This window comes from Sphingomonas sp. OTU376 (assembly GCF_038440415.1).
GTDB lineage: Bacteria > Pseudomonadota > Alphaproteobacteria > Sphingomonadales > Sphingomonadaceae > Sphingomonas > Sphingomonas kyeonggiensis_A.
Genome location: NZ_JASATQ010000037.1, coordinates 17372 through 31921 on the forward strand (window position 1 = coordinate 17372; position 14550 = coordinate 31921).

15 protein-coding genes and 1 tRNA gene are annotated in these 14550 nt (G+C 66.7%); 1 reads left to right on the top strand and 15 read right to left on the bottom strand.

What is annotated here, in order from left to right:
• Positions 1–25: 25 nt before the first annotated feature.
• The 14 genes from AAHM44_RS15330 to AAHM44_RS15395 all read right to left on the bottom strand — a co-directional run bounded on the left by AAHM44_RS15330 (position 26) and on the right by AAHM44_RS15395 (position 10931).
• Complete coding sequence (locus AAHM44_RS15330) at positions 26–682, bottom strand: tetratricopeptide repeat protein (protein WP_269574837.1); 657 nt, start codon at positions 680–682, stop codon at positions 26–28.
• Positions 682–1089 (bottom strand): cytochrome c-type biogenesis protein, encoded by a 408-nt coding sequence (locus AAHM44_RS15335; RefSeq protein ID WP_342250533.1) that lies wholly within the window; start codon positions 1087–1089, stop codon positions 682–684. Before AAHM44_RS15335 ends, AAHM44_RS15330 begins: the two co-directional genes overlap by 1 nt.
• On the bottom strand, positions 1086–1610 hold the full coding sequence (locus tag AAHM44_RS15340; protein WP_269574835.1) for a DsbE family thiol:disulfide interchange protein: 525 nt from the start codon (positions 1608–1610) through the stop codon (positions 1086–1088). The genes AAHM44_RS15335 and AAHM44_RS15340 overlap by 4 nt, the downstream gene beginning before the upstream one ends.
• Positions 1607–3532 (bottom strand): heme lyase CcmF/NrfE family subunit, encoded by a 1926-nt coding sequence (locus AAHM44_RS15345; RefSeq protein ID WP_342250534.1) that lies wholly within the window; start codon positions 3530–3532, stop codon positions 1607–1609. The genes AAHM44_RS15340 and AAHM44_RS15345 overlap by 4 nt, the downstream gene beginning before the upstream one ends.
• Positions 3529–3963, bottom strand: coding sequence for a cytochrome c maturation protein CcmE (ccmE, locus tag AAHM44_RS15350; RefSeq protein WP_342250535.1), 435 nt, complete (start codon positions 3961–3963; stop codon positions 3529–3531). The genes AAHM44_RS15345 and ccmE overlap by 4 nt, the downstream gene beginning before the upstream one ends.
• Positions 3960–4094: a hypothetical protein gene (locus AAHM44_RS15355; protein WP_260396071.1), complete on the bottom strand. Its 135-nt coding sequence runs from the start codon at positions 4092–4094 to the stop codon at positions 3960–3962. The genes ccmE and AAHM44_RS15355 overlap by 4 nt, the downstream gene beginning before the upstream one ends.
• Entirely contained in the window at positions 4091–4810 is a 720-nt protein-coding gene (gene ccmC / locus AAHM44_RS15360) for a heme ABC transporter permease CcmC (protein WP_184167609.1), read from the bottom strand. Before ccmC ends, AAHM44_RS15355 begins: the two co-directional genes overlap by 4 nt.
• An 85-nt stretch (positions 4811–4895) precedes the next feature.
• Positions 4896–5333 carry a hypothetical protein gene (locus tag AAHM44_RS15365; RefSeq protein ID WP_269574832.1) on the bottom strand — a complete coding sequence of 146 codons (438 nt, stop codon included), beginning with the start codon at positions 5331–5333 and terminating at the stop codon, positions 4896–4898.
• A 49-nt stretch (positions 5334–5382) separates the two neighbouring features.
• A complete protein-coding gene (locus AAHM44_RS15370; RefSeq protein WP_342250536.1) occupies positions 5383–6243 on the bottom strand; it encodes a sigma-70 family RNA polymerase sigma factor in 861 nt (286 codons plus the stop codon).
• Entirely contained in the window at positions 6240–6698 is a 459-nt protein-coding gene (locus AAHM44_RS15375) for a carboxymuconolactone decarboxylase family protein (RefSeq protein WP_184167616.1), read from the bottom strand. Before AAHM44_RS15375 ends, AAHM44_RS15370 begins: the two co-directional genes overlap by 4 nt.
• A 195-nt stretch (positions 6699–6893) precedes the next feature.
• Positions 6894–8495, bottom strand: coding sequence for a M20/M25/M40 family metallo-hydrolase (locus AAHM44_RS15380; RefSeq protein WP_269574830.1), 1602 nt, complete (start codon positions 8493–8495; stop codon positions 6894–6896).
• A 74-nt stretch (positions 8496–8569) separates the two neighbouring features.
• Positions 8570–9622: a Leu/Phe/Val dehydrogenase gene (locus AAHM44_RS15385; RefSeq protein WP_342250537.1), complete on the bottom strand. Its 1053-nt coding sequence runs from the start codon at positions 9620–9622 to the stop codon at positions 8570–8572.
• Positions 9623–9686: 64 nt separating this feature from the next.
• Positions 9687–9763 (bottom strand) — tRNA-His (locus AAHM44_RS15390).
• A gap of 67 nt (positions 9764–9830) precedes the next feature.
• The gene (locus AAHM44_RS15395; RefSeq protein ID WP_269574828.1) at positions 9831–10931 is read right to left on the bottom strand and encodes a GspE/PulE family protein; all 1101 of its coding nucleotides are present in this window, start codon (positions 10929–10931) and stop codon (positions 9831–9833) included.
• Between the two features lie 118 nt (positions 10932–11049).
• Between AAHM44_RS15395 and AAHM44_RS15400 the strand changes: the two genes are divergently transcribed.
• On the top strand, positions 11050–11721 hold the full coding sequence (locus AAHM44_RS15400; protein WP_269574827.1) for a prolyl hydroxylase family protein: 672 nt from the start codon (positions 11050–11052) through the stop codon (positions 11719–11721).
• A gap of 80 nt (positions 11722–11801) precedes the next feature.
• On the opposite strand, the gene AAHM44_RS15405 is transcribed toward AAHM44_RS15400, so the two are convergent.
• Positions 11802–14492, bottom strand: a complete 2691-nt coding sequence (locus tag AAHM44_RS15405) for a TonB-dependent receptor domain-containing protein (protein ID WP_342250538.1) — start codon at positions 14490–14492, stop codon at positions 11802–11804.
• Positions 14493–14550: the final 58 nt, after the last annotated feature.

A 14550-nucleotide genomic window follows, 5' to 3' on the forward strand; every position in this document is an offset into this window, starting at 1 on the left:
TCGCCCTTCGCAGCAGCGTAGGAAATCAGGGCCTGGCCGGTTGCGGCCCCTGCCGCTGCGCAGCATCCTGCAGGAACATGTCGAGCATCAGCAGCCGCGTCGCGATCTGCTGGCGGTAGCTCGCCTTTTCCGGAGTCAGCGCCAGCGCCTTCTCCCACCAGGGCTTGGCCTCGGCAAAGCGGTTCGCCCGGACCAGCGCCAGGCCGTAGAAGAAAGGCGGTCCGGGATGCTGCGGTGCCAGTTCCAGCGCCTTGTCGAAGGCGAACTGCGCCGCCGGCGACATCTGGTTGCCGTCATATTCCGACAGCGCGCCGCCAAAGCCTGTCCACAGCGCGGCGTCGTTCGGCACCTGACGCACCGCCCCCTGCCACACCATCACCGAGCGCGGCCGGTCGCCCTGGCGCAGCATGCCGTCGGCCAGGTTGGCGTAGCTCCAGGCATAGGTGCCGTATTTGCCGAACATCGCATCGCGCATGTCGATCAGTTCCTGGTCGACCTTGATCGGCTTGGCATCGGCCTCGATCGGATGGCCGGGGAGACCGGGGCTCCCCTGCCAGGCATAGCCCGCGGCCCCGAGCATGATCGCGGTCGCCGGCACGCTCCACAGCTTGCGCGGGTAGCGCAGCAGCACCAGCGCGAGGCCCGCCAGGAGTGCGACCGCGGCAAGCATCAGCCAGCCCATCACGCACCTCCCTTGCCGAACAGCCGCCGCGCGAGCAGCAGCCCGATCACCAGCAGCACCAGCGGCGTGATCCACAGCGGCGCGGTCACCCAGCTGAACGGCGGGTCATAAGTGACATAGTCGCCATAGCGCTGGATCAGATAGCTCCGGATCGCGGCCGGCTGCTCGCCCCTTGCGATCCGCTCGCGGACCAGCGCGCGCATGTCCCCCGCCATCTCGGCATCGCTGTCGGCGATCGACTGGCCCTGGCAGACGAGGCAGCGCAGCGTCTCCATCAGCGCCTTGGCCTGCGCCTCCTGCGCTGCATTGGGCAGCTGGGTATAGGCAAGCCGGGCCGGCGGCAGATTGGAATCCGCCACGGCAGGTCCAGCCGCAAGCAGCAGGAGTGCAAGCGCGGCCCGCCTCACTTCGCCGCCTCCAGCTTGGCGAGGATCGCCGGGATGTCGTCGGCGCGGATGTCGCCGATATGCTGGTCGATGATCCTGCCCTGCGCGTCGATCAGGAAGGTCTCGGGCACCCCGGACGAGCCAAGCGCGATCTGCGCCTTGCCGGTGGGATCATCCCCGATCCGGGCATAGGGATCGCCGTTGCGCGCCAGGAAAGCCTGCACCGCTTCGGGCGTGTCGCGGATGGCGATGGCATCGATCTCCACCCCGGCCTGCCTGAGCTTGAGCAACTGCGGCGCCTCGGCGATGCAGGGAATGCACCAGCTGGCGAAGACGTTGAGCAGCCGCGGCTTGCCCCGCAGCTCGGCGCTGGCAACGCCGGGCCGGTCGGCCAGCAAGGGCTTGAGCGCCAGTTCAGGCACCGCCTTGCCGACCATCGCCGAATGGATGGTGCGGTCGCCCGGCTTGAGCAGGCCACTGGCGACCAGCGCGAAGACCAGCGCGAACAGCGCCAGCGGCGCCCAGATCAGCAGCCGCCTCATGCGTCATTCTCCGCATCGCGCCGCTCGCGACGGACGCGGCCGATCAGCGAGAGCAGCCCGCCCAGGGCGATCAGGAAACCGCCGCCCCAGATCAGCGTGACGAAGGGCTTCCACCACAGCCGCACCTGCCAGCGGCCCTGCCCGTCGCCCGGGCCGATCACGGTGTAGAGCTGGCCGTCGAGCTCGGTGGCGATCGCGGCTTCGTTGGTGGTCGTGGTCGGGTTGGCGAAGAAGCGCTGCTGCGGGAACAGGTCGAACGGTACTGCGCCGGTGCGGGTCGCCTTGAGGTGCGCTTCCAGCGCCGACCAGTTGGGGCCGACTGCCGGCTGCACCTTGACCAGCTCGATCCGGTACGGTCCGACGGTCACGTTCTGGCCGATCGCGATTGCCGCGAGCCTTTCAGTCTTGAAGGCGCCATCCGCGGCCATGCCGGCAATGCTGACCGCGATGCCGAAATGCGCGACAACCATGCCGTAGATGTGGAGCGGCGTGCGGCGCAGGTTGCGGCGGATCAGCGGGATGACGCTGGCGACGGCGAGCATCGCGGCCAGTCCCAGCGCAAGCGAAGGAAGCCAATGCGCCCCGCCCAGGGCAAAGACGAGTGCGAAGGCCAGCCCGCCGACGCCTACCGGCACCAGCAGCTTGCCGAACAGCGTATTCCACTGGTCCCGCCGCCACTTGAGCAGCGGCCCGGCAGCGGTCGCAGCGACGAGCGCCAGGCCAACCGGCGCCGCTGCCTTCTCAAAGAAAGGCGCCCCGATCGAGAGCTGCACCCCGGCAGCCTGCGCCACCAGCGGATAGAGCGTACCGATGAAGACGACGCCGAGGATCACCGAGAGCAGCAAATTGTTGAGCACCAGCGCGCCCTCGCGGCTGACCAGTTCGAAGGTCGCGCCCTGCTTCACCGTGCCGATCCGCGCCCCGAACAGCGCCAGCGCGCCACCGATGTAGATGCCGAGCAGCGCAAGGATGAAGCCGCCCCGGGTCGGGTCGACGGCAAAGGCGTGGACGCTGATCAGGATTCCGGAACGCACCAGGAAGGTGCCGATCATCGACATGGAAAAGGCCACGACCGCCAGCATCACCGTCCAGGCGCGCAGCCCGTCGCGGGTGGCGAGTACGGTCACCGAATGGAGCAGCGCGGTCGCCGCCAGCCAGGGCATCAGCGAGGCGTTCTCGACCGGATCCCAGAACCACCAGCCGCCCCAGCCGAGCTCGTAATAGGCCCAATAGCTGCCGGCGGTGATGCCGATGGTCAGGAAGATCCAGGCGCCGAGTACCCAGGGCCGCATCGCCCGGGCAAAGGCCGGGCCGACGTCGCGCATCAGCAACGCGCCGACTGCGAAGCTGAAGGCGACCGAGAGGCCGACATAGCCGAGATAGAGGGTCGGCGGATGGAAGGCGAGACCGGGGTCCTGCAGCAGCGGGTTCAGCCCCTGCCCGTCCAGCGGCGCCGGGTCCACGCGGACGAACGGGTTGGAGGCGAAGGCCAGGAAGGCGTAGAAACCGATCGCGATCGCCGCCTGCGCGCCCAGGGTCGCGGCCAGCGTGCCCTGGGGCAGGCGCCTCTCGAACAGCGCCACCCCTGCCCCGGACACCGCGAGCACGGTGACCCAGAGCAGCATCGAGCCTTCATGATTCCCCCAGGCTCCGGCGATCTTGTAGAGCAGCGGCTTCATCGAGTGGCTGTTCTCGATGACCAGCGCGACAGACATGTCCGACACCACGAACAGCGCGATCAGCATGCCGAACGCCACCAGCGCCAGCAGACCCTGGACTACCGCCACACGGCGCAGCGCAGTCATCACCTCGATGCCGGTACCCTGCGCGGCCCCTCGTGCCGCGCCCCAGGCGAGCATCACCTGCATCAGGGCAAAGCCCGTCGCGAGCCACAGGGCGGCAAGACCGGCTTCGGCGATCACTGCTCGAGCGACTTCGTCTCGTGCATGTTGCCCGCCGCCTGGGGCGGCATGTAGCGCTCGTCATGCTTCGCCAGGATGTTGTCGGCGATGAAGCTGCCATCGGGCTGGAACCTGCCTTCGGCGACCACGCCCGACCCTTCCTTGAACAGGTCCGGCGTAACCCCGCGGAACGCCACCGGCACCTTGGCCTGCCCGTCGGTCACCAGGAAGCGGATCGAGACCCCATCCGCCTGGCGCTGGATCGACCCCTTCTCGACCATGCCGCCAAGGCGCACATGCTTGTCGAGCGGCAGCGGTTTCCCCTTCACATCAGCGGGCGCATAGAAGAAGGCCGCCTGGTCCTTGAGCGCCGACATCGCCAGCGCGGAGGCGCCGAGGATGGCACCCAGCGCGAGCAGCGCAAGGACGAGCCGCTGGTGCTTGGCCTTCATTCGCGATTGCCCTTGAGCGAATTGGCCGCAGCCTCTGCCCGGCGCATCGCGGCATAGCTGAGCGCGGCCAGCCCCACCGTGCCGAGCAGCACGACGAGATAGGCAGCGGTGATGAACGGCCAATGGTTCATGCCGCCGCCATCCGCCGCAACCGCGCCTCGACCTTCTGGTTCGCCAGGATCGCCCGCATCCGCATCAGCACGACGCCGGCGAAGAACAGGGTGAAGCCCCCCAGCGTGAAGAAAAGCGGCCAGAGCATCGACGGCGCGATCTTGCCCGTTACCACGCTCTCGCCTTGGTGGAGCGTGTTCCACCAGATCACCGAATAATGGACGATCGGCAGCAGCGCGCTGCCTGCCACGCCGAATAGCGCCGGCACCCGTCCGTCACCGGACCGGTCGGCATCCGCCCGGTCGAGCGCGATCCAGGCGATATAGACGAAGAACAGCAGCAGCATCGACGTCAACCGCCCGTCCCACTCCCACCAGGTGCCCCAGGTCGGGCGGCCCCAGATCGACCCGGTGAGCAGGCAGAGCGCCGCGAAGGTCGCTCCCGCCGGTGCGATTGCCCGGGCGGCCACGCTGGCCAGCGGATGGCGCCAGATCAGATAGCTGAGGCAGGCGATCGCCAGCCCGCTCCACCCGCCCATCCCCAACCAGGCGCTGGGGACATGGATATAGAGGATGCGCACGCTTTCCTTCTGCAGCGCATCGGGCGGCGTCAGCATCAGCCCGGCCCAGCAACCGAACGCCACCAGCACCACGCCGAGCCAGAACAGGATCGGCGTGAGCGGGCGCGCGATTCGAAGGAAACGCGCAGGATTGGCGAGGGCATGAAGCGCAGGCACGCGTAACGACTAGCGAGGATCCGGGCGTCGGTCCATCGTGAGAGTTGTCAGGTTCTGTTAGTCCCTGATCCGGCGTCCCGCACGATCAGTATGATGTGGGGCAGCGGCGTAGGGCCATGGTCGGGAATCGCGCCATGCCGGGCTCGACCGGCAGCAGCTTGTCCGGCGCGCCCTGGCCGACCAGGCGCAGGCTGTCTCCCTCGATCCGGAACGCCATCGCCACGTCGGAAGCGGCGTTCGGCGCGTCGGACCGGGCGGCGAGCGCGCTGTCGACTTCGATCACGAACATCACCGTGGACGGATCCGAGGCCTGGCTGACGATACGCCGCACCGGCAGCGAGTTCACCGACTGACCGTTCTGCACGAAATCGATCATGTCCTTCGAGAAACGGAAATAGGTATCCCCGCAATCGGCGGCGGCGCGCGCCCAGCGATGGCCGATAATCCCGTCGGCCGCCTTGCCATTGGTCTGGTTGCAGGAGGAGAGTGCCGATACGGCGAGGAGCAGAAGCACGGATCGCATGGGCGGAACCTTGGATTAACCGACGTTGCCAGCCTCATAACGGCGAGAGTTAATGCACTGCAGCAAGGTGCCCCAGCTTGTCCGGATTGCGGGTGACGTAGATGCCCGTGATCCTGCCGTCCTCGATCGCCAGGGCGGTCGTCTGGAGCACCCCGCCCGGCTCGATCGAGACGAAGCCCGGCAGGCCGTTTATCATGCCGTAGCGCACGATCCGCGACATCTCCTTGGCGAAGAAGCGCGCGAGCGAGGTGTAGAGCTTCATATTGTCGTCGAGACCGTGGATCGGGCGCAGGCCGGCATGGACCTTGCCGCCGCCATCCGACCAGGTTGCGACATCGCCGGCGAGCAGCCCACGCAGCGCCCCCATGTCGCCGCTGCGCGAGGCAGCGAAGAAGGCGGCCGCGATCTCCAGCCCCTTCTCCTTGGGCATCTCGTAGCGCGGGCGGGCGGCGCGGACATGGCTGCGGGCACGGCTGGCGAGCTGGCGGGCGGCGGCGGGATCGCGGCCGATCGTCTCGCCGACTTCGTCGAAGCTCACCCCGAACACGTCGTGGAGCAGGAAGGCGGCGCGTTCGAGCGGCGACAGGCGTTCGAGCGCCATCATCAGCGGAAGCGTGACGTCCTCCACCTCGTCCTCCTCCTCGACCACCGGCTCGGGCAGCCAGGGGCCGACATAGGTCTCGCGCCGGACGCGCGCCGATTTGAGCTGGTCGAGGCAGAGCCGCGTCACCACCCGGCGCAGGAACGCCTCGGGCTCGCGGACCTGGTCGCGGTCGGTATCGAGCCAGCGCAGGAACGCGTCCTGCACCACGTCCTCCGCGTCCGCGACCGAGCCGAGCATGCGATAGGCGATGCGCGCCAGCCGCGGACGCAGCGGATCGAAGCTCGCCGCTGCGTCCGCGCCGGTCATGCCGCGGCCACCGCCGGCTTGGCGTCGTAGAACAGGTCGAAGCCGACCGCGAAGCGGTTCCAGCCGTTGATCACGTTGATCATGAGCGTGAGCTGCACCTGTTCCTCCGGCGTGAACTCGAAGGCGAGTTCCTCATAGAGCGCCTGGGGCGCCCGTGCGGTGGATACCAGAGTCATCGCGTCCGTCCATGCCAGCGCAGCGCGCTCGCGCGGGGTGTAGCAGGGCGCTTCGTGCCAGGCGCTGAGCAGATAGATGCGCTGCTCGGTCTCGCCGGCCTTGCGGGCGTCGGCGGTGTGCATGTTGAGGCAATTGGCGCAGCCGTTGATCTGCGAGGCGCGGATCTTCACCAGTTCGAGCAGGCTGTGCTCCAGCTTCGGCGCGATCTTGAGCGACATTTCGTACCACGCCTTCATCTCGGCGGGGGCGGCGGTGAAGAGGTCGAGGCGGCCAGTCATCTTGCATCTCCTTGGTTGGATGCAGGCAAGACGAGATGGCCGCGCCGGATGTGACATGGGGGTGCGATTTTTTCGCGATAACCGAAAATAATCACCGTCATCCCGGCCCTGAGCCGGGATCCCGCTTCTTCTTCACCTGGATTGGGCAGCGGGACCCCGGCTTACGGCCGGGGTGACGAGTGCGGGAGCAAAGCCCTACTTCTCCTTCGGCGCCGCGAACGGATCGGTCACCGCCGGCTGGGTCGGGATCGGCAGGCGGGGCAGCGGCTTGTCGGCGTTCGCCGCGTCGAGCAGGAACGCCGCCAGGATGATCGCTGCCTGGCGCATGTCCGCCGCCTTCAGGTGATCGAAGGTGTCGAGCTGGGTGTGATGCACCCGGCTCTCATAATCGAGCGGGTCCTGGATGAACTGGAACGCCGGGATGCCGACCGCCTGCATGAACTGGTGATCGGTGCCCTCGGTCTTCTGGATCGCCACCGTCGATGCGCCCATCGAAGCGAAGGGCGCCAGCCATTCCCGGAAGATCGGCACTGCCGCCATGTTGTTCTCGGCATAGATGCCGCGAATCTTCCCCGAGCCATTGTCGAGGTTGAAATAGGCGGCCAGTTCCTTGTGACCCGGCAGCGGGGTGATCGGGAAGCGCGTCGCCCAGCTATAGTAGAACTCGTCGGCGCTCGGCACATGATCCCAGGCCGGGCGCTTGGCGAGGTGCTGCTCGATATAGGCGATAGAACCGTAGAGGCTCTGTTCCTCGCCGGCCCAGAGCGCGAAGCGGATCGTGCGCTTCGGCTTGATCCCGCTGGCGGCGATGATCCGCGCCGCCTCCATCACAACCGCGCTGCCCGCGCCATTGTCGGCGGCGCCGTCGCCCGCCACCCAGCTGTCGAGATGCGCGCCTGCCATCACATAGCCGGCCTTGGCATCACGGCCCTTGATGTCGGCGATGATGTTGTACGCCTTGGTGTCGCTGTCGTCGAAATGGACATTGCTGTCGATCTCGAGCGTCGGCGCCTTGCCGGTCCAGGCGAGGCGGACAAGGCGACGATAATCCTCGGCGGCCATCTCGATGCCGGGCACCTTGGGCGTCTCGCCGACATGGTGGAGATAGCCTTCGCCATGGATCAGCTTGCCGTCGCTGCGCGAGCGGGTGACGTAAGCGACCGCGCCCTCATCTGCGAGGAACTTGGCGAGCTGGCCCTCGAACTTGGCGCGGGACAGCGACTGATCGAGCTTGCCGGGATCCCAGGTCGGCTCCTCATAGACGTCGAGTTTGGCGAGGTCCTCGTCGCTCAGCCGCTGGAAGGCCGCTTCCTTGGGCTCGGAGCCGGTGCCCGGCGCCGAAGTCAGCACGATCTTGCCGGCCAGCTTGCCCTTCCACTGGGCGAAATCGCCCGGGCTACGCAGCGGGGCGACGATCACCGGTGCGGTGACCGGGCCGTTGGTCGCCGGCGTCCAGGCGATCGGAATGGCGGTGAGCTGGACCGGGCGCGGCGCGACCATGCGGACGCTCGACTTCTCGATCCACCAGCCGCGACCGAAGTCGAAGCCTTCCTTGTGGACATCGGTGAGCCCCCAGCCGGTGAACTTCTCCTGCGTCCATTTCTCCGCCTCGCGCATCGCCGGCGAGTTGGTCATGCGCGGGCCGATCACGTCGGCGAGATATTCGGCGGTGGTCATCACCTCCGAATGGCTGGTGCCCTGGTCGACGAGGACGGCGACGGTCGAGGGATCGATCGACTGGGCGGTGGCCGGCACCGCGATCAGCAGAGCGGCGGTGGCGAGGAGGAAAGTGCGCATGGGGCTCCGCAGAAATGCGAGGGGGATGCGCGACGCTATTGGCCGCGCATCCCCCATGCAAGACTGTGGTGCAATCAGCCCCGGCCGATCAGCCTCTGCGCGATACGATCGGCGACTTCGCTCTCTGGATCGCCGGTGCGGGCGCTCTCGTCCCACACTTCGATCAGGCGATCGGGGATCTTGTCCACGCGAGCCTGCACCTCGGCCATATTGCCCTGGCCCAGATACTCCAGGCCGACATTGATGATGCCGCCGGCATTGATGACATAATCGGGCGCGTAGAGGATGCCGCGATCGTGGAGACGGTGGCCGTCCTGACGCGTCGCCAGCTGGTTGTTCGCGCCGCCGGCGACCACGGTGGTCCTGAGCGCCGCGATCGACTGTTCGGTGAAGATCGCGCCGAGTGCATTCGGGCTGAGGATGTCGGTTTCGATGCCGAGGATCTCGGAAGCATCGACTGCCTCACCGCCCAACTCCGCCGCCAGCGCCTTGGCGCGCTCGGCATTGACGTCGGCCAGCACCAGCCTGGCGCCGTCCTTGGCGAGCAGGCGGGCAACGCCGCCGCCTACCGAGCCGACACCCTGGATCGCAACACGCACACCGGCCATCGAATCGGCACCGAAGCCGCGCTTCGCCGCAGCCTTGACGCCCAGATACACGCCGCGCGCCGTTACCGGGCCGGGATCGCCGCCAGCGCCGCCTTCGGCCACCGGCAGGCCCGAGACGTGGCGGGTCTGGGTCGCAACGACCTTCATCCGCTCCTCGGACATGCCGACATCCTCGGCAGTTACATATTTGCCGCCCAGCGATTCGACCGCGCGGCCGAATGCCTGGAGCTGCTCGGTGGTGACGGTTGCGCCCGGCTGGCTCGCCAGGATCACGCCCTTGCCGCCGCCAAGCGGCAGGTTGGCCATCGCGTTCTTGTAGCTCATGCCGCGCGACAGGCGCAGCGCATCGGTGATCGCGGCGCGGTGATCGGCATAATGCCAGAAGCGCACGCCGCCGGCCGCCGGGCCGAGCTTGGACGAATGGACTGCGATGATGGCGCTCAGGCCCGATTCGCGGTCGCTGAACAGATGGACGCCTTCATGGTCGTCGAAATCAGGGAAACCCCAGTCGGTGATCACGCGCTACATTCCTGCGGAGAGTGCCACACGTCTGTGGGCCGCGTGCGGTCACAAGGGGAAGAAATGGGGCGGATGACGGGACTTGAACCCGCGACCCTCGGTACCACAAACCGATGCTCTAACCAACTGAGCTACAACCGCCGTGAAGAAGGCGCGCTTAGCGGGGGTCGATGCGAAGGGCAAGATAATTACGCCAGAAATATTGGCGCTATCCGCGGGAAATTCGCACAGCCTCCTCCGGCGTGGTAATCCCCTCTCGCGCAAGCGCCCGTGCGGCCGATCCGAGATTGGGTGCGCGCAGGAAAGCATGGCGCGCCAGGATCGCTTCGTCGCCGCCATCGTTGATCAGCCGGCGAATCGCGCCATCGGCAACGATCGCCTCGAACACGCCAGTCTGGCCGACAAAGCCGATGCCTTCGCAACTCTCGCAGCCGACCGGGGCGAAGACGATCGCGCCCGAATCGAAGCCGAGCAGCGCCGAAACGGAACCCTGCGCCTGCACCGGGCGGCGGCAATCGGGACAGAGCCGCCGGACCAGCCGCTGGGCAAGCACCGCGGCAACGTTGGACGCCAGACGGAATGGCTCTACCCGCCAGTCGCGCATCCGCCGGATCGCCGAAACTGCGTCCGGCGCGTCGATCGTGGCCAGGACCAGATGCCCGCGCTCGGCCGCCTCGGCCGCGGCGGCTGCAGCCTCCCGCCCCTCCAGGCCATCCAGCGCGATGATGTCGGGATCCTGCTCGATCGCGGCCTGGATCGCGGCGGCACCGGTGCAGCCCTCGATACGGGTGGCCCCTTCCACCGGAAACGTGCCGATCGTCGCGATGTGACGAGGCGAGCCGGAGAAATGCCGGAGCAGTGTCGCAAGGGTCGTGCTGCGGCCCGATCCCGCGAGCCCGGCGACCAGCACCAGCCCGCCCCGCCGCAACGCCGGAAGCAACGCATCGACCAGCACGCGGCTCATGCCGATCGCCTCAAGGGAGCGCTCACGCCGTTCGCCGCCGTCGAGGCGCAGGACGATGCGCTCGCCCTCCCCCTGCTCCAACACCGACGCGCCGTCCATCGCCCGGAAGTCGCGAGCAAGCGAAGGGTCGGCATGATAATGGCGCGCTTCGGTGAGCTGGCCGGCGATGCGCATGCGCACCACGATGGCAGTCGCACCGATTTCGAGGTGGATGTGCGAGGCGCGGCGCCGGCGCCCTTCGGCAATAAGCGCCTCGGCCGCCGAATCGGGGTGGGAACCCGAAAAGAGCAACGGCTGCGGCGACGTTCCGGCAACCGGCGCCAGCGCTTCGGCTTCCATGTCCATCGGATTCCTCGTTGCGATGTGTCATCCGCTAGGCAGATCATGTGACACCTCGCTTGCGATTTTGTGACGGTTTCGGGTCACTCTGGCGCCACGCCATGGCTTTTGGCAGAACGCCGCCATGCAAAGTGCCGCTTCCCCTCTTCCTGCTCTTGGCTCCGGCTTCCCTCTCGAGCCGATCATCGACCAGATCCTGCGCTGGCCGGGCGTGCAGCGCGTGCCGCACCCCAAGATCCAGATGTTCATCGCCAAGAACTTCCTGGAGCCCGAGCTCTGCCGGCAGCTGATGGCGAAGATCGATGCGGAGCGCCGCCCCTCGACCATCGCCGACGCCAATGACGACTATGCCTTCCGCACCAGCGAGACCTGCGACTTCAATTCGGACGATCCGGTGGTGGCCGAGCTGAAGCGGCGGATGACGCTCTTGACCGGACTGGACCCGACGCATGGCGAGCCGATGCAGGGCCAGCGCTACGAGATCGGCCAGGAGTTCAAGGCGCATACCGACTATTTCGAGCCGCAAGGCCGCGACTATCAGAAATATTGCGGCATCGCCGGGCAGCGCACCTGGACGGTGATGCTCTATCTCAACGAAGTCGAGGCCGGCGGCGCGACCCGCTTCAAGGCTGTCGACAAGATCATCCAGCCCGAAACCGGCAAGGTGGTCGCCTGGAGCAATCTCCGCCCCGACGGGACGACCAACCCCTCGACCATCCACCACGCGATGAAGGTCCGAGCTGGCCTGAAATATGTGGTCACGCAATGGTACCGCGAATACCCTTGGGGCTGGTGAACCCAGCCTCGTAGCGGGAACAAGAAAGGGAGCGGCACCGCCAGGCGGGCCGCTCCCTTTTCAGTTGCGCATGCTCGCGATCAGAAGGTGGTCGAGAGCGAGAAGGTGAACGTCGGCCCCACCGAGTAGTTGTTGTAGATCACGGTGTTCTTGCCCAGCGTCTGGGTTTCCTTGTGCTTCCGGTTCGTGATGTTGCGGGCTTCCAGCTTCAGATCGAGCTGGCGGCCGGCAATCTTCACGCCCTGGCGCATCACGAAGTCCAGGTTCAGGCCCGGATATTCATAGATGTCCGGCTGGCCGCTATTGGCGAGGCCGCGGCTGGTTACACGCTTGCTGGCATAGGAGAGAATGAAGGTCTGCTGCGAGAGCGAGGCCTTGTCCTCCATGCCGAACTGGAAGTTGACCAGGTGGTCCGACTGTCCGGTAAGCGGCGAGCCGTCCTGGAAATAGTCGGTCGCCAGCGTCGATGACGCCGCGAACATCCGGGTCTGGTCGCCTGCCTTCACCTTCAGCTCCGACTGGGTGTAGGTGTAGTTGGCGATCGCGATCAGGTAGCGCTCGGCGAAGAAGTTCGAGCCCGACCAGTCGGCCAGCGCGAACTTCTTCACGGCTTCGACCTCGGCACCGTACAGGTCAGCACGCGGCGCGTTGGCGAAGCTGGTGACGAAGTCGCTGCCGGTGATGAAGGTCTCGATCGGATTCTTGATCCGCTTGTAGAAACCCGCGACCGTCAGGCGCTGCTCCGGTGCGAAATACCATTCGTAGCGCGCTTCGGAGTTCACCAGCGTGCTGTCCTGGAGCAGCGGGTTGCCGCGATACTGGCGGTTGCTGTCCGGGTCGAAATAGAATTGGTAGATCAGCTCGCGGAACTGCGGACGGGCAATCGTCTTCGACGAGCTGAGGCGCACCTGCATGTCCGGGCGGAACTGCCAGGTCAGCGTGGCGGCCGGCAGCCAATAGTCGTTGTCGAGATTGGTCGCCGCAGTGCTGCCGGTCGGCGTGTTGAACACCTGGACCGGAACCACCGTTTCCTTCGCCGTCTCGTAGCGGACACCGAAGTCGAGCGAGAGCTCGGGCGAGACCTGCCAGTTCACCTTGCCGTAGCCGGCATGGTTCTTCAGCTCGGCGCGGAAGGCGGGAGCGCCTTCGTTCGTGTCGATCAGCGCGATGTTGTAATAGTCGATGATCGCCGAACCGAGCAGCAGGTCCGGGCGCAGCATGCCGACCGCGGTCGGGAAGCTGCTCGGCGCCGTGAACTGGAAGTCACGCCGCGAACTGGTGCGCTCGGTCTTGAGATAGGCATAGCCGGCGGTCAGCGCGAGATCGGTGACCGGCTTGAACGTGAGGTCGGCACCGGCCGAGTAGAGATTCTCGTTCAGGTCCGAATAGCTGATATGCGCGTCGCCGTTGTTGCCGTTGTTGAGGCGATTGACGAAGTACGCGCCATACAGGTCCGAGGCCACGTTGGTGCGGACATATTCCAGCGTCAGCTCGTTCGGGGCCTTGCGCTTCGAATTGGCATAGCTGCCGCGAAGATCGAGGCTCCACTCGGGGCTGAACTTGAACTCGCCGACCAGCTGGGTGTTGATCAGCTGGCGCTCATACCAGGCGGTATCCTGCTGCATGACGTCGGTGACGGCATTGTTGTTGGTCTTGCCGAGGCCGAGACGCGCACGCTTCAGCGTGTCGTGGATGTAGAGGTTGGTCCAGCGGATCTTGTTGTCGCCATACTCGAGGCCGAGGCCGAGCAGTCCGTTGACCACGATCCGGTTGTCGGTCGAGACGCGACGGAAGTCGTTCTCGAGCGTCGAGAGGTCGCTGTTGAGCGAGGTCTGCTGGATCGCGTCGCGCGTCGTCCACTTGTTGCTGTAGCCACCGGTGGCGATCACGCCGAGCGTCATGTCGTCGCCGATCGGGAAGGACGTGCCGCCCGAGAGCGTCGCCGACCAGTTCGGGCCGATACGCGACTGGCGCTGGACCAGCGCGTTGTTGGCGTTGATCAGCTGGCCCGCGATCGCCTGGGTGTCGACATTGCCCGAGCTGATCTTCTCGCCGCTGGCGAAGAAGGCCGCGAGCGCCGGAGGCAGATCGCGCGAGCCGTCGTCATAGCCGGTCCAGTCATGGCCGCCACCGGCATAGACATAGCCGACATGGCCGGTGGTCACGAGGTTCGCGCCCACGCCGCCGCTGACGGTGAGGAAGCTTTCCTTCGGCACCGAGTTGGTCGTCAGGTTGATGACGCCGCCGCCGAACTCGCCGGGGAAGTTGGTCGAATAGCTCTTCTGCACCAGCGAGGACGAGACCACGTTGGTCGGGAAGATGTCGAGCGGCACGACGCGCTTGAGCGGCTCGGGGCTGGGCAGCGGCGAACCGTTGAGCAGCGCGAGCGAATAGCGGTCGCCAAGGCCGCGGACATAGACATAGCCGTTGCCGACCACGCTCAGGCCGGTGACGCGGCTCAGGGCGCCGGCGATATCGCCTTCGCCGGTGCGGGCGATATCGGCGCTCGACAGCACCGAGACCACCTGCGGGGTATCACGCGCGACGTTGACGCGGCGTCCGGTCACGACGATGGCGTCGCCGCCCGGAACCGAGACGTCCGGAGCCTGCTCTTCCTGCGGTGCAGCCTGGTCCTGGGGCACGGCTGCAGCGTCGGACGGGGTGCCGGTGGTGTCCGGCGTCGAAGGCGCTGTCTGCGCATAGACAAGGGAAGGCGCAACAAGCGCAGAAGTGAAAAGGAACAGGCTGGCAAGCCGGAGCGGCTTCGTCATGGTAACCCCCAATCAAATCCTGAAAGGGCGGAGCGTCGCCGATTGGCCACGCCCCGCC